Origin of the sequence: Micromonospora sp. WMMD734 (assembly GCF_049178975.1) — a bacterium.
GTDB lineage: Bacteria > Actinomycetota > Actinomycetes > Mycobacteriales > Micromonosporaceae > Micromonospora > Micromonospora wenchangensis.
In genome coordinates this window covers 4,764,237-4,779,580 of the sequence record NZ_JBMHMK010000001.1, presented here as the reverse complement: position 1 = coordinate 4,779,580, position 15,344 = coordinate 4,764,237, and the positions used below count along the sequence as shown (strand labels likewise).

At 71.6% G+C, this 15,344-nt stretch carries 12 protein-coding genes; 11 read left to right on the top strand and 1 reads right to left on the bottom strand.

All coding sequences use genetic code 11. The features are described from left to right. Positions 1 to 27: 27 nt before the first annotated feature. The gene (locus ACN267_RS20335; protein WP_421489371.1) at positions 28 to 1,092 is read right to left on the bottom strand and encodes a LacI family DNA-binding transcriptional regulator; all 1,065 of its coding nucleotides are present in this window, start codon (positions 1,090 to 1,092) and stop codon (positions 28 to 30) included. Positions 1,093 to 1,296: 204 nt separating this feature from the next. Here ACN267_RS20335 and ACN267_RS20330 point away from each other — a divergent pair, with 204 nt between their 5' ends. The 11 genes from ACN267_RS20330 to ACN267_RS20280 all read left to right on the top strand — a co-directional run bounded on the left by ACN267_RS20330 (position 1,297) and on the right by ACN267_RS20280 (position 15,335). Next, positions 1,297 to 2,550, top strand: coding sequence for a sugar ABC transporter substrate-binding protein (locus tag ACN267_RS20330; RefSeq protein WP_204956372.1), 1,254 nt, complete (start codon positions 1,297 to 1,299; stop codon positions 2,548 to 2,550). Then, positions 2,550 to 4,187, top strand: coding sequence for an ABC transporter permease subunit (locus ACN267_RS20325; RefSeq protein ID WP_421489370.1), 1,638 nt, complete (start codon positions 2,550 to 2,552; stop codon positions 4,185 to 4,187). Before ACN267_RS20330 ends, ACN267_RS20325 begins: the two co-directional genes overlap by 1 nt. Then, on the top strand, positions 4,184 to 5,062 hold the full coding sequence (locus tag ACN267_RS20320) for a sugar ABC transporter permease (RefSeq protein WP_204956374.1): 879 nt from the start codon (positions 4,184 to 4,186) through the stop codon (positions 5,060 to 5,062). Before ACN267_RS20325 ends, ACN267_RS20320 begins: the two co-directional genes overlap by 4 nt. A gap of 16 nt (positions 5,063 to 5,078) precedes the next feature. Next, positions 5,079 to 6,938, top strand: coding sequence for a glycoside hydrolase family 13 protein (locus ACN267_RS20315; RefSeq protein WP_421489369.1), 1,860 nt, complete (start codon positions 5,079 to 5,081; stop codon positions 6,936 to 6,938). A 119-nt stretch (positions 6,939 to 7,057) separates the two neighbouring features. Then, positions 7,058 to 7,399 carry a hypothetical protein gene (locus ACN267_RS20310; RefSeq protein ID WP_204956376.1) on the top strand — a complete coding sequence of 114 codons (342 nt, stop codon included), beginning with the start codon at positions 7,058 to 7,060 and terminating at the stop codon, positions 7,397 to 7,399. 262 nt (positions 7,400 to 7,661) lie between these two features. Further along, positions 7,662 to 8,732 (top strand): BMP family lipoprotein, encoded by a 1,071-nt coding sequence (locus ACN267_RS20305; RefSeq protein ID WP_204957245.1) that lies wholly within the window; start codon positions 7,662 to 7,664, stop codon positions 8,730 to 8,732. Between the two features lie 197 nt (positions 8,733 to 8,929). Further along, positions 8,930 to 10,537: an ABC transporter ATP-binding protein gene (locus tag ACN267_RS20300; RefSeq protein WP_204957246.1), complete on the top strand. Its 1,608-nt coding sequence runs from the start codon at positions 8,930 to 8,932 to the stop codon at positions 10,535 to 10,537. Continuing rightward, the gene (locus ACN267_RS20295; protein ID WP_281900624.1) at positions 10,534 to 11,859 is read left to right on the top strand and encodes an ABC transporter permease; all 1,326 of its coding nucleotides are present in this window, start codon (positions 10,534 to 10,536) and stop codon (positions 11,857 to 11,859) included. The genes ACN267_RS20300 and ACN267_RS20295 overlap by 4 nt, the downstream gene beginning before the upstream one ends. Positions 11,860 to 11,862: 3 nt before the next feature. Then, entirely contained in the window at positions 11,863 to 13,143 is a 1,281-nt protein-coding gene (locus ACN267_RS20290) for an ABC transporter permease (protein WP_204956378.1), read from the top strand. Positions 13,144 to 13,291: 148 nt separating this feature from the next. Then, positions 13,292 to 14,002: a cytidine deaminase gene (locus ACN267_RS20285; RefSeq protein WP_204956379.1), complete on the top strand. Its 711-nt coding sequence runs from the start codon at positions 13,292 to 13,294 to the stop codon at positions 14,000 to 14,002. A 52-nt stretch (positions 14,003 to 14,054) separates the two neighbouring features. Beyond that, positions 14,055 to 15,335 (top strand): thymidine phosphorylase, encoded by a 1,281-nt coding sequence (locus ACN267_RS20280; protein WP_204956380.1) that lies wholly within the window; start codon positions 14,055 to 14,057, stop codon positions 15,333 to 15,335. Positions 15,336 to 15,344: the final 9 nt, after the last annotated feature.

Genomic DNA, 15,344 nt, shown 5'->3' with positions numbered 1-15,344 from the left:
GGAGCGCGGCCGGGCGGCGGCGGGGGCTCAGGCGGGGACGGCGAGGGCGGGCGGTGCCGGGCGCTGCCGGCCGGTGCCCGTCTGGCGTACCACCGCGGTCGACCCGCGGACCACCAGCTCCGGGCGGAACAGGTACTCCGAGTGCGGCGCGGCGTGCCCGTTGATCTCGTCGACCAGGGCCCGGACGGCGGCCACCGCCATCGAGGCCACCGGCTGCCGCATGGTGGTCAGCGGCGGGTCGGTGAAGGCCATCAGCGGCGAGTCGTCGTAGCCGACCACCGACAGGTCGCCGGGCACGGACAGGCCGCGCTGCCGGGCGGCCCGCACCGCGCCGAGCGCCATCAGGTCGGAGCCGCAGACGATCCCGGTGACCCCGCGCTCGATCAGCCGGCCGGCGGCGGCCTCGCCGCCCTCGACCCCGAACAGCGAGAGCTCGGCGAGCGCGTCCAGGTCGCCGCCGGTGGTGCCGAGCCGGGTCATCGCGGCCCGGAAGCCGGCCACCCGGCGCTGCACCGGCACGAACCGGTCCGGCCCGGTGATCAGGCCGATCTGCCGGTGCCCGAGCGCGACCAGGTGCGCCACGGCCAGCTCGGTGGCCTCCCGGTCGTCGCAGGAGACGAAGGGCGCGGCGATGCCCGGGGCGTACCCGTTGATCATGACGACCGGCAGCGGCCTGGCGATCAGCGCGCGGTACCGGTCGTGGTTGGCCGCCGTGTCGGCGTGCAGGCCGGAGACGAAGACGATGCCGGAGACCTGCCGGTCGAGCAGCATCTCCACGTACTCGTCCTCGGTGACCCCGCCCGGGGTCTGGGTGCACAGCACCGGGGTGAAGCCGCTCTGCGCCAGCGTCGACTCGATCACCTGGGCGAAGGCCGGGAAGATCGGATTCTCCAGCTCCGGCACCACCAGCCCGACCAGCCCGGCGCTGCGTTTGCGCAGCCGGGCGGGGCGCTCGTAGCCGAGCACGTCGAGGGCGGTCAGGACGGCCTGCCGGGTCTCCGGGGCCACGCCGGGGCGGTCGTTGAGCACCCGCGACACCGTGGCCTCGCTGACTTCGGCCTGTTGGGCGATGTCGGACAGTCGAGCGCGCATGGCGGAACTTTAACCCAAGGGCAAGTTCTTGCGTACGTCTCTGCAAGCCCTTCCAATATCTGCAACCTATTGCTAACGTCCCGGCAACACGCGACAGCAGCGGCGCGGCCTTCCCGACGCCGGTCAGCAAGAACTTGCAGAGTTTCCTACGGCGAGGCCGCCCTTCCTCAGGTGGCCGGCCCCGTCATGACGACAGGAGTACCGATGCGCATCCGTACCGCGGGTGTGGTCACCGTTCTCGGCCTGGCGCTCGCCGCGTCGGGCTGCGGCGGCGACAACAGCAAGGACGAACCGGCCGCCAAGGCCACCTCCCCGGCCGCGAGCGGCAAGCTCGTCATCTGGGCGGACGACAAGCGGACCGCGGCCCTCAAGCCGTTCGCCGACAAGTTCGGCCAGGAGAACGGCGTCACCGTCGAGGTGCAGGCCGTCTCCAAGGACCTCCAGACCAACTTCGTCACCGCCTCCCAGCAGGGCAGCGGCCCGGACGTGGTGGTCGGCGCGCACGACTGGATCGGCAACCTCGTGCAGAACGGGGCGATCGACCCGGTGCAGCTCGCCGCCGAGCAGAAGTCCGGCTTCAACGAGACCGCGATCAAGGCGGTCACGTTCAACGGGCAGCTCTACGGCGTCCCCTACGCCACCGAGAACATCGCGCTGATCCGCAACACCGCGCTGGCCCCCGAGGCGCCGAAGACGATCGAGGACCTGGTCGCCACCGGCAAGAAGCTCAAGGCCGACAAGAAGGCCAGCGAGATCCTCTGCCTCCAGTCCGGACAGAACGGCGACGCGTACCACATCTACCCGCTGTACACCTCGGCCGGCGGCTATCTCTTCGGCACCGCCGCCAACGGCGACTACGACCCCAAGGACCTGGGCGTGGGCAAGCCGGAGTCGGTCGCGGCCTTCCAGAAGATCGCGAAGCTGGGGGAGAAGGGCGACGGCGCGCTGAAGCGCTCCATCACCGGCGAGAACTCCATCGCCACCTTCACCGGCAAGAAGTGCGCCTTCCTGGTCTCCGGCCCGTGGGCGATCGCCGACGCCAAGAAGGCCGGCATCTCCTACGACATCTCCCCGGTCCCCGGCTTCGCCGGTGGCAAGCAGGCCCAGCCGTTCGTCGGCGTCCAGGCGTTCTACGTCGCCGCCAAGGGCAAGAACAAGGCGCTGGCCCAGGAGTTCGTCACCAACTACGTGACCACCCCCGAGCTGGCCGTGGCGCTCTATCAGGCCGAGCCCCGCCCGCCGGCGCTGACCGCCGCGTTCGACCAGGTCAAGGGCACCGACCCGGACCTCGCCAAGTTCTCCGAGGCGGGCAAGGGCGGCCAGGTGCTGCCGGCGATCCCGGCCATGGCCGCGATCTGGGATCCGTTCGGCAAGGCCGAGGCCGCCGTCATCGGCGGTGCCGACCCGGCGAAGACCGTCACCGCAGCCGGCAAGACGATCTCGGGCCAGATCAAGTAATGAGCACGCTGTCCGGCCCGGGACCTGCCCCGCAGGCCCCGGGCCGGGGGCCCGCGCGCTCCGGGCCCCCGGACACCTCCCGTGCCGCGCGCCAGCACACGCCGGTCACCGCGACCGGCCTCGCCGTCAAGGTGGTCCTGCTCGGCCTGGTGGCCGGGATCGCGATCTGGGCGGCCTTCCCGCTCGTCGCCGCCCGGCTCTGGGTCGGTCTCGCCATCCTGGCGGCCACCACCGCCGGCCTGTGCTACCTCTACCTGACCCGCCGGCACATCCCGGCCAAGTACCTGGTGCCAGGAACGATCTTCCTGATCGCTTTCCAGGTCTTCCCGGTGCTCTACACCGCGAGCACCGCGTTCACCAACTTCGGCGACGGCCACCGGGGCTCCAAGGCCGACGCGGTCGTCGCCATCGAGACCTCCTCGGTCAAGCAGGTCCCCGGCTCCGCCGAGTACGCCCTCGCCATCGCCACCACCGGCGACCCGGCCACCGGGCCACTGGTCTTCCTGCTCACCGACCCGGGGACCGGCCGGGTCTCCGCCGGGGACGCCGCCGGGCTGCGCCCGCTCGACGCCGCCGACGTGACCGTCGCCGCCAGCGGCCGGGTCACCGCCGCCAAGGGCTACACCGTGCTCAACGTCGGTCAGGCCAGCGTACGCAGCGAGGAGATCACCGCCCTGGTCGTGCCGACCCCCGGTGGCGCGGTGCGCTCCACCGGTCTGTCCCGCGCCTACGAGGGCAAAGCCGTCCGGGCGTACGACCGGGGCTGTGACTGCGTCACCGACAACGAGACCGGCAGGACCTGGACGGCCGACCCGGACACCGGCTCCTTCGTCGCCGCCGACGGCGAGCGGCTCGCCCAGGGCTGGCAGGTCGGAGTGGGGCTGAAGAACTTCGCCCGGGTGCTCACCGACCCGGACATCTCCGGCCCGTTTTTCGGCACCCTGCTGTGGAACTTCGCCTTCGCGATCGGCTCCACCGGCTTCACTTTCGGACTCGGCATGGCCATCGCGCTGGCCCTGCACTCGCCCCGGATGCGGGGCACCAACCTCTACCGGGTCTTCCTGATCCTGCCGTACGCGATGCCGTCGTTCGCGATGCTGCTGGTCTGGCGGGACATGTTCAACACCGACTTCGGCCTGGTCAACAACCTGTTCGGGCTCGGCGTCGACTGGTTCGGCGAGGCCTGGTCGGCCCGGCTGGCGGTGCTGCTGGTGCAGCTCTGGCTCGGGTACCCGTACATGTTCCTGGTGACCACGGGCGCGCTCCAGGCGATCCCCAAGGAGCTGACCGAGGCCACCTCGGTCGACGGCGCGTCGCCCTGGCAGTCGTTCCGGGCGGTCACCCTGCCGCTGCTGCTGGTCGCGCTCTCGCCGCTGCTGATCGCGTCGTTCGCGTACAACTTCAACAACATCAACGCGATCTGGTTGACCACCGAGGGTGGCCCGTTCGCGCCGGACAACCCGACCAACGGGGCCACCGACCTGCTGATCACGTACACCTACCGGCTGGCCTTCGGCGCGCAGGGCGCCGAGTTCGGGCTGGCCGCCGCGGTGTCGATCTTCATCTTCGCGATCGTGGCCACGGTGTCGGCGGTCAGCTTCCGGCGTACCCGCCAGCAGGAGGAGGTCTACTCGTGACGACCCACCCGAAGGCCGCCGGCCGGCGCGGGCGCCGGTGGCTCACCCAGGTCGGCTGGCGGCACGTGGTCGGCCTGCTGGCGGTGGCGTTCAGCCTCTTCCCGATCCTGTTCGTGCTCTCCGCCGCGCTCAACCCGCTCGGCACCCTCTCGTCGACCGAGCTGCTGCCCACCGGGGCGTCGCTCACCAACTTCGGCAACCTGTTCGAGCGGACGGAGTTCGCCCGCTGGTTCCTCAACTCGCTGCTCATCGCGGGCGGGGCGAGCTTCGCGTCGATCTTCCTGTCCTCGCTGGCGGCGTACGCGTTCTCCCGGATGCGCTTCGCCGGACGGCGGTTCGGGCTGCTGACCCTGCTGCTGATCCAGATGTTCCCGCAGTTCCTGGCTATCGTGGCGATCTTCCTGATCTTCACCCGGGTCACCGACCTGTGGCCGTCGATCGGCTTCAACACCCCGTGGGGCCTGTTCCTGCTCTACATGGGCGGCGCGCTGGGCATGAACACCTGGCTGATGAAGGGGTTCTTCGACACCCTGCCCCGCGAACTGGACGAGTCGGCCACCATGGACGGCGCGAGCCACGCCCAGGTCTTCTTCCGGATCATGCTGCCGCTGGTGGCGCCGATCCTGGCGGTGACCGCGCTGCTGTCGTTCATCGGCACGATCAACGAGTTCATGATCGCCAACGTGTTCCTCACCGATCCCGGGTCCAAGACCCTCGCGGTCGGCATGTTCGGCCTGGTCGCGGGGGAGCGGAACAACAACTTCGGCATCTTCGCGGCGGGCACCCTGCTCACCGCGGTCCCCACCGTGCTGGTCTTCCAGCTCCTCCAGCGCTACATCGTCTCCGGCCTCACCGCCGGGGCGGTCAAGGGCTGAATCGAAAGGCCACGCCATGTCCCTGTCGCCGCACCACGACGGCTCGGCGCTGTACGTGCCCGAGCAGGAACCCGTCCTCGGTCAGCGGGTGCCGGTGTTCGTCCGGGTGCCCGAGGGCGTCGACGTCCGGCAGGTGCACGTCCGGACCACGGGCGACGGTGAGCCGCGCTTCGTCGCGGCCACCGTCGACCGTCGGGACGGTCACGACGTGTGGTGGCGGGCCGACGTCGAGGTCCGCAACCCGGTCAGCAACTACCGGTTCATGCTGACCGGGGCGACCGGCGGCTACCGCTGGCTCAACGCCGCCGGCCAGGTCGACCACGACGTGCCCGACCACGGCGACTTCAAGCTGGTCAGCCACGCGCCGCCGCCGGCCTGGGCCCGGGACGCGCTGATCTACCAGATCTTCCCCGACCGGTTCGCCCGCTCCGCCGCCGCCGACGGGCGCACCCCGCCGGACTGGGCGGTCCCCTGCGACTGGGACACCCCGGTCGTCGGGTACGGCCCGCAGACCCCACGCCAGTTCTACGGCGGCGACCTCGACGGCATCACCGAACGCCTCGACCACCTGGACCGGCTCGGCGTCAACACCGTCTACCTGACGCCGATCTTCCCGGCCCGCTCCAACCACCGCTACGACGCCGCCGGCTTCGACACCGTCGACCCGCTGCTCGGCGGGGACGCGGCACTGGTCCGGCTGGCCGACGCCGTCCGGGCCCGGGGCTGGCGGCTGATCGGCGACATCACCAGCAACCACACCGGCGACGCGCACGGGTGGTTCACCCGTGCCCTGGCCGACGCCGACGCCCCCGAGCGGGAGCTGTACTACTTCGACGTGCCCACCGGCGGCGGGGAGCCGACCTACGAGTCGTGGAACGGGGTGCGGTCGCTGCCGAAGCTGAACTGGGGCAGCGCCGAGCTGCGCCGCCGCTTCGCCACCGACCCGGACTCGCTGCTGCGCCGCTGGCTGCGCCCGCCGTACGGGCTGGACGGCTGGCGGGTCGACGTGGCCAACATGACCGGCCGGCGGGGCGCGGACGCGTACACCCACGAGGTGGCGCGGCTGCTGCGCGAGGTGGTCACGCAGACCCGCGCCGACGGGCTGCTGCTCGCCGAGCACGGTCACGACCACACCGGTGACCTGGACCGCGACGGCTGGCACGGCACGATGAACTACGTCGGCTTCACCGACCCGGTCTGGTCCTGGCTGCGCACCGGTCCCGGGGACGCCGGGGGCGGCGAGCCGGTGCCGAACTTCCTCGGCACCCCGGGCGGGGTGCGGCGGCGGGACGCGCACGCGGTGCTCGCCACCATGGACAGCTTCCGGTCGCTGATCTCCTGGCGGTCGTACACCCATTCGTGGCAGCTGCTCGGCTCGCACGACTCGGCCCGCATCCGCACCGTGGTCGGGGACGCCGCCCGGCAGGAGGTGGCCGCCGGGCTGCTCGCCACCCTGCCCGGCACCCCGGTCGTCTTCGCCGGTGACGAGTGGGGCCTGACCGGCGGCAACGGCGAGTCCTCGCGTACCCCGATGCCGTGGCACCGGCCGCAGCGACGCGATGCCGGCACCTTCGCCGCCTACCGGGCGCTGCTGGCGCTGCGCCGGGACACCCCGGAGCTGCGGCACGGTGGCCTGCGCTGGGTGTACGCCGACGCCGACACGCTGGTCTTCCTGCGCGAGGCGACCACCGGCGCGGTGCTGGTGCTGGCCCGGCGGGCGGCCGGCCCGCCGGTCCGGCTGGCCGGCCTGCCGACCACCGTTCCGGGCCCGGCGGGGGAGAACCTCCACGGGGGCGCCCCGGCGCTGCGGCCCGCCGCCGACGGCGGGGTGACCCTGCCGGGTGACGGCCCGACCTTCCAGGTCTGGCGGCTCTGACGGCGGCCCTGCGCCCGGCGGCCCGGGACGCCGGGTGGCGCAAGCGGCGAGATCACGGATTGAACTCAGCCGGCGGGGCAACTACTACAAAGTGTCGTTGATGGGGGAGGATGGCCGGCGTGGAAGCTCTCCGACTGGTCCTTCTCTACGTCCATCTGATCGGGTTCGCGCTGCTGCTCGGCGGTGCCGTCGCCCAGTACCTCAGCGGCCGGCTGCGGATCAACCCGGCCATGCTCTGGGGCTCGGTGATCCAGTTGTTGACCGGTGTGGGCCTGTCCGCGCCGCTGCGCGACGGCGACGAGCCGGCCCCCGCGAAGCTTGTTACCAAGTTGGTGCTGGCCCTGCTCATCTTCGTCATGGTCTTCTTCTCCCGGAAGCGGGCGCAGGTGGCCCGGGGTCACTTCCTGGCGATCGTCGGGTTGACCCTGGTCACGGCGGCTGTGGCGGTGTTCTGGCGGTAGCCGGCGGAGGCCGCCGGAAACGGATGTTCGTGACACCGGACCGGTCGGCACTGGCACGCTGAGTGATGTGCCCCACGCCAGGGTTACGCCGGGATAACGAGCGTTCAACAGTCGTGCACGATTGGCGGCCGGTGGGTGGACGTGGGGCTACGCTCCCGTCCGTAACGTGGGATGCCGGCAGCACAACGCTGGTCGGTTCAAGGGCTGCCACCGCACGAGGCGGTGAGCAATGGAAGGAGACGTCTTGCGCTCTGTGCGTGGGATGCGGATCGCCTCTGCCATCGCGGCGGGTGGGCTCGTGCTGGGTGCTGCCGCGTGTGGTGAGGCCCCGGACGACGACAACAACGCCGGTGGCAGCGGCGACAAGAAGTACAGCGCCTGCATGGTGACCGACGTCGGCGGCATCGACGACAAGTCGTTCAACACCTCCGCCTGGAAGGGCCTGGAGGAGGCCAAGAAGGCCAACGACAACATCGACATCAAGTACGTCGCGTCGAAGGCCGAGGCGGACTACGAGGTCAACCTGACCGGGTACGTCAACCAGAAGTGCGACTTCATCCTGGCCGTCGGTGGCCTGATGTCGGACGCCACCAAGAAGATCGCCGAGGCCAACCCGAACCAGCAGTTCGGCATCGTCGACGCGAACCCGGGCACGGCGAACATCTACCCGATGCAGTTCGACACCGCCCAGGCCGCCTTCCAGGCCGGCTACCTGGCCGCCGGGATGAGCAAGAGCGGCAAGGTCGGCACCTACGGCGGTCTGCCGATCCCGCCGGTGACCATCTTCATGGACGGTTTCGCCGACGGCGTGGCGCACTACAACAAGACCAAGAGCAAGAACGTCCAGGTGCTGGGCTGGGACAAGGCGACCCAGAAGGGTTCCTTCACCAACGACTTCGCCAAGCAGGACGAGGGCAAGAAGGTCTCCGACGCGCTGGTCGCCCAGGGCGCGGACATCGTCATGCCGGTCGCCGGTGGCGCGGGCCTCGGCACCACCGCCGCAGCGAAGGCGTCGGGCGGCAAGTACTCGGTCGTCTGGGTCGACGTCGACGGCTGCGAGAGCACCCCGGACTGCGCGGCGCTGCTGACCACCGTGGTCAAGAACATCCCGGACGCCGTCAAGGACGCCGTGCTCAAGGCCGCCGGTGGCGAGAAGCTCGCCGCCACCCCGGGCTTCGTCGGCAACCTCGCCAACAACGGCGTGTCGATCGCCCCGTACCACGACTTCGACAGCAAGGTCCCGGCGGACCTCAAGGCCGAGGTCGAGAAGATCAAGGCGGACATCGCCGCCGGCACCATCACGGTCACCTCGAAGGCCCAGCCGACCAAGTGACCGCCGCGCCGGCCGCCGCGATGGGATCATCGGCAGCGGAGGCCGGCGGGCACCAGGCATGACGACCGGCCGTCCGGGCGTACGTGGGCAACCCACGGGCGTCGGGGCGGCCGGTCCGCGCACCGGTCGGCCGGCACCCCGGTGACCGGTCGACCGGCAGCTAGGCTGCACCATCGCTCGCACTCCAGGAGGTTGCGCTGAGACTCGAACTGCGCGGCATCACCAAGCGGTTCGGTGATCTGGTCGCCAACGATCACATCGACCTGACGGTGGAGCCTGGAGAGATCCACGCCCTGCTCGGCGAGAACGGTGCGGGCAAGTCGACCCTGATGAACGTGCTCTACGGGCTCTACCAGCCCGACGGGGGCGAGATCCTGGTCGACGGAAAGCCGCTGAAGCTCAAGGGCCCCTCGGACGCGATCCGGGCCGGGATCGGCATGGTGCACCAGCACTTCATGCTGGTGCCGGTCTTCACCGTCGCCGAGAACATCATGCTCGGCGCGGAGCAGGTCCGGGGCGGCATCGTCGGCTTCCTCGACCGGCGGCGGGCCCGCCGCGAGGTGGCCGAGGTCTCCGCGCGGTACAACCTGCGGGTCGACCCGGACGCGGTGATCGAGGACCTGCCGGTCGGCATCCAGCAGCGGGTCGAGATCGTCAAGGCGCTCACCCGCGACGTCGACCTGCTGATCCTCGACGAGCCGACCGCCGTGCTCACCCCGCAGGAGACCGAGGAACTGCTCACGGTCATGCGGTCGCTCAAGGCGGCCGGCAAGTCGATCGTCTTCATCACCCACAAGCTCGGCGAGGTCAAGGCCATCGCCGACCGGATCACCGTGATCCGGCGCGGCCGGACCGTCGGCACCGCCTCCCCCGAGGCGAGCCGGGACGAGTTGGCCGCGCTGATGGTCGGCCGCAACGTCCGGCTCACCGTCGACAAGCAGCCCGCCACCCCGGGCCGGCCGATCCTGGAGGTCGCCGGCCTGGTCGTCGACGACGACCGGCAGATCCGCGCGGTGGACGGCGTCGACCTGACCGTACGCGCCGGTGAGGTGCTCGGCGTGGCCGGCGTGCAGGGCAACGGGCAGACCGAGCTGATCGAGGCGATCATGGGGCTGCGCCCGACGCTCGCCGGCACGGTGACCCTCGACGGCGAGTCGATCCACGGCTGGTCCACCAAGAAGGTGCTCCGCGCCGGGGTCGGCTACGTACCCGAGGACCGCAGCGTCGACGGCCTGGTCAAGGAGTTCAGCGTCGCCGAGAACCTGGTCCTCGACATCTACGACCGGCCGCCGTTCGGCAGGGGCCTGGCGCTGCGGCCGGACGCGATCGCCGCCTCGGCGAAGGAGCGGATCGAGCAGTTCGACGTGCGTACCCCGTCGGCGGACGCGGCGGTCGGCACCCTGTCCGGCGGTAACCAGCAGAAGGTGATCGTGGCCCGGGAGCTGTCCCGGCCGCTGAAGCTCCTCATCGCCGCCCAGCCCACCCGGGGCGTGGACGTCGGCTCGATCGAGTTCATCCACAGCCGGGTCATCCGCGAGCGCGACGTCGGCACCGCCGTCATGGTCGTCTCCAGCGAGTTGGACGAGGTGATCGGCCTCGCCGACCGGATCGCGGTGATGTACCGGGGACGGATCATCGGCATCGTCGGCCCGGACACCCCGCGCGAGGAGATCGGCCTGCTGATGGCCGGCATCACCCCCGACGCCCCCGCGACGGCCCCGACCGACGGCGCGGTCACCCCGGGCGGTACGGCCGGCGGCGTGGCACCGGCCCCCGAGAGCCCTGGTAACGAGGACGAGGCATGAGCAACCCCAACCCGGTGTCCGGTTCCCCGGACAAGGAACCGGCGACCGAGGCGGAGCTGGCTCTGACCGGCAGGGCCGACCGGATCGTCGAGACGACCTCGCCCAAGCAGCCCGCGCCGGGGCCCCGACCCACGCTGGGCCGGCTGTTCCTGGACAACCTGTGGGCCGCCAACACGGTGACCGTGACCGTGCTGGCCCTGGTGCTGGCGATGCTGGTCGGCGCGGTCCTGATCATCGTGTCGGACCCGGACGTGCTGGCCACCTACGGCTACATCACCGCCCGCCCGACCGACGCCCTCGACGCCAGCTGGACGGTGGTCAGCGAGGCGTACGCCAACCTGTTCAAGGGGGCGGTCTTCGACCCGGAGGCGTCCGGTTTCACCGCCGCGTTGAGCCCGATCTCGGAGACCCTCACCTACACCGCGCCGTTGGTGTTCACCGGCCTGTCGGTGGCGCTCGCCTTCCGGGGCGGCCTGTTCAACATCGGTGCCCAGGGGCAGGCGACGATCGGCGTGGTCCTGGCCGCGGTGGCCGGCTTCGCGTTGCCGCTGCCGCCGGTGGTGCACCTGGTCGTCGCGTTGATCGCCGGTGCGGTCGGCGGTGCGGTCTGGGGTTTCGTCCCCGGCATCCTCAAGGCCCGGACCGGCGCCCACGAGGTGATCAACACGATCATGCTCAACTACGTCGCCGTCTACTTCCTGTCGTGGATCATCGTGCAGAACGGGGTGCAGAACCCGGACCGGGCGGACGCGATCAGCCGTCCGGTCGACTCCTCGGCCGCGTTGCCCCGGCTGCTCGGCGACAACCTGCGGGTGCACGCCGGCATCCTGCTCGCGGTGCTCGCCACCTGGGCCATCGCCTGGCTGCTCAACCGGTCGACGCTCGGCTTCGAGCTGCGGGCCGTCGGGGCCAGCCCGGACGCGGCGCGGACCGCCGGCATCAGCGTCACCAAGACGTACGTGCTGGTGATGGTGATCGCCGGGATGCTCGCCGGCCTCGGCGGCAGCCAGATGGTGTTGGGTTCCACCGCGAACGCGCTGACCCCGCTGGTGATCGCGCAGATCGGCTTCGACGGCATCCTGGTGGCGCTGCTCGGCCGGGTGAAGCCGTGGGGCGTGCTGCTGGCCGCGCTGCTGTTCGGCGCGCTCCAGGCCGGCGGCAACCGGATGCAGTCGTACTCCGGCATCTCGCTGGAGCTGGTCACCGTGCTCCAGGCGCTGATCGTCATCTTCATCGCCGCGCCGGCCCTGGTGAAGGCGATCTTCCAGCTCCGGGCCGCCCGTGCCGCCCGGTTGCAGACGAGCCTCGCGAAGGGCTGGTGAGGCATGTCCACCACCGCTGTTCCCGACGTCGCCGTGGCCGCGGTCGACGAGGGTTTCTGGACCCGCCCCCGTAAGGTCGGCCTGGTCCTGCTGGCGCTGGGCGTGCTCGCCACCGTGCTGTTCGGGGCGTTGGCCACCGGCCAACAGGCCCGGTTCACCCTCAGCGAGACCGAGGGCGGCGCGGCGCTGGAGATCCAGGGCACCTTCGGCGCGATCCTGTTCGGGGTCGTCGCCGCCGCAGCCGGCGGCGCGCTGCTGGCCGGGGTCCCGAAGCGCTGGTTCACCCTGGTCCTCGGGGTGGGGCTGGTCGGCTTCGTGCTGAGCTTCCTGTGCTGGCAGGTCTCCGCCGCCCCCGAGGGCCGCAACTTCATGCCGATGGTCAACATCGTCCGGGGCACGTTCGTCCTGGCCCTGCCGCTGATCTTCGGTGCGCTGGCCGGGGTGCTCTGCGAGCGGTCCGGCGTGGTCAACGTCGCCATCGAGGGGCAGTTGCTGATGGGCGCGTTCAGCGGCGCGCTGTTCGGCAGCCTCAGCGGCAACGTCTGGGTCGGCCTGGTGGCGGCGGCGGTGGGTGGCGCGTTCATCTCGCTGCTGCTCGCCGTCTTCGCCATCCGCTACCTGGTCGACCAGGTCGTGATGGGGGTGGTGCTCAACCTGCTGGCGGTCGGCGTCACCGGCTTCCTCTACGAGCGGCTGATGCAGACCGACGCGGACAGGTACAACAGCGCGCCGCGCTTCGGCAACTGGGAGATCCCGCTGCTGAAGGACATCCCGTTGTTCGGTCCGGCGCTGTTCCGGGGCAACATCTTCCTCTATCTCGGTCTGCTGCTGGTGCTGGTTATCCACCTCGCGCTGTTCCGTACCCGGTGGGGTCTGCGGACCCGGTCGGTGGGTGAGCACCCGACCGCCGCCGACACCCTCGGGGTCAAGGTGCTGAGCCTGCGGTACCGCAACGTGCTGCTGGCCGGCGTGGTGGCCGGCATCGGCGGTGCGTCGTACACGCTGGCGCTCTACAGCTTCACCAAGAACATGATCGGCGGTAAGGGCTTCATCGCGCTGGCCGCGTTGATCTTCGGCCGGTGGAGCCCGACCGGCGCGCTGCTCGCCGCGCTGTTCTTCGGCTTCGCCGACCAGCTCGCCACCTACCTCGGGGCGATCGGCAGCAGCATCCCCAACCAGTTCCTGGCGATGCTGCCCTACCTGGCGACCATCCTGGCGGTGGCCGGGCTGGTCGGTCGGGTCCGGGCGCCCGCCGCCGACGGCAAGCCGTACGTCAAGGGCTGAACGACGACCCGGCGCGGGCCCGGCGGGGGAGCTCCCCCGCCGGGCCCGCGCCGTTCGGCGACGCCGTCCGGGTACGGTCCACAGCCGGCGGCCGGCTGACCGGCACCCTTCCCGCACCCGGGCGGGGTGACCTGGGCAGAATGGAAGGATGAGCGAGATCGACTGGGAGCGCCTGCGGGCCGCCGCGACCGAGGTCATGCGGCACGCCTACGTGCCGTACTCGCAGTTCCCGGTCGGCGCGGCGGCGCTGGTCGACGACGGCCGGGTGGTGGTCGGCTGCAACGTGGAGAACGCCGGCTACGGGGTGACCCTGTGCGCCGAGTGCGGTGTGGTCTCGGCGCTGCACGCCACCGGTGGTGGCCGGCTGGTCGCGATGTCCTGCGTCGACGCCACCGGGGAGCCGTTGATGCCGTGCGGCAGGTGCCGGCAACTGCTCTGGGAGAACGGCGGCCCGGAGTGCCTGGTCGAGTCGAGGACCGGTCCGCTGCGGATGGCGGAGCTGCTGCCGCACGCCTTCGACGTGGCCGACATCGAGGCGGTCGTGGGCGAGAGCCCGGTGCCGGTGGTGCCGGACCGGTTGGCCGCCTGGCGGGGGCGGGGCACCGTCTTCGTGCACCCGGACCTCTCCGCCGGGCAGCAGATCTGGACGGCGTACTGGGAACGGTCGGCGGGCGACAGCGACGAGGCCGGGCCCGGGGTGCTGGAGGAGGGCCCGAGCTGGGGCGACCCGGCGGAGGCGATCACCTGGGGGCTGGCCCGGACGCCGCGGGTCGTGGTGGTGGACGCGGAGGGCACCATCTTCTGGGCCGGCGAGGGCGAACCGCCGCTGGAGATCCCGGCCCGCTGGGCCGCCTCCTGACCCGTCCGGCCCTCGTGCCGGTCACTGCAACGACTTCAGAGGGAACTCAACGGTGAGTGCTTTTACCGCGGTCGACGTCATCCGGGCCAAGCGGGACGGGGGTGTGCTCAGCGACGGCCAGATCGACTGGGTGGTCGACGCGTACACCCGAGGGCTGGTGGCCGACGAGCAGATGTCGGCGCTGGCCATGGCGATCCTGCTGCGCGGCATGTCGGTTCCGGAGATCGCCAGGTGGACCGCCGCGATGATCGCCAGCGGGGAACGGCTGGACCTGTCGGCGGTGGACCGGCCGACGGTCGACAAGCACTCCACCGGCGGCGTCGGTGACAAGATCACCCTGCCGCTCACGCCACTGGTCGCGGCCTGCGGCGGCGCGGTCCCGCAGCTCTCCGGCCGGGGGCTCGGGCACACCGGCGGCACCCTCGACAAGCTGGAGTCGATCCCCGGCTGGCGGGCGGCGCTGAGCAACGACGAGTTCATCGCCCAGCTCCGCGACGTGGGTGCGGTGATCTGCGCGGCCGGCGCCGCGCTCGCCCCGGCCGACCGCAAGCTGTACGCGTTGCGCGACGTCACCGGCACCGTCGAGGCGATCCCGCTGATCGCCTCGTCGATCATGAGCAAGAAGATCGCCGAGGGCACCGGGGCGCTGGTCCTCGACGTCAAGGTCGGCTCCGGCGCGTTCATGAAGAACGTGGCCGACGCCCGCGAGCTGGCCCGGACCATGGTGGCGCTCGGCGACGCCCACGGGGTACGCACGGTCGCCCTGCTCACCGACATGTCCACCCCGCTCGGCCTGACCGTCGGCAACGCCGTCGAGGTGGCCGAGTCGGTGCAGGTGCTCGCCGGCGGTGGCCCGGCCGACGTGGTGGAGCTGACCCTGGCCCTGGCCCGGGAGATGCTCGACGCGGCCGGCCTGCCCGACGCCGACCCGGCCGCCGCGCTGCGCGACGGGCGGGCGATGGACGCGTGGCGCACCATGATCCGCGCCCAGGGCGGCGACCCGGACGCCAAGCTGCCCACCGCCAACGAGGTGGAGGTGGTCCGCGCCGACACCGACGGCTTCGTCGAGTCCGTCGACGCGTACGCGATCGGGGTGGCCGCGTGGCGGCTCGGCGCGGGGCGGGCCCGCAAGGAGGACCCGGTCAGCGCCGCCGCCGGGGTGGTGCTGCACAAGCGGCCCGGCGACCCGGTCCGGGTCGGCGAACCGCTGTACGAACTGCGCGCCGACGACACCACCCGGCTGCCGGCGGCACGCGCCGAGGCGGCCCTGGCGGTCCGGGTGTCGGCCACCGCGCCGGCGACGCCGCCGCTGGTCATCGAGCGGATCGGCTGACCGCCTGCG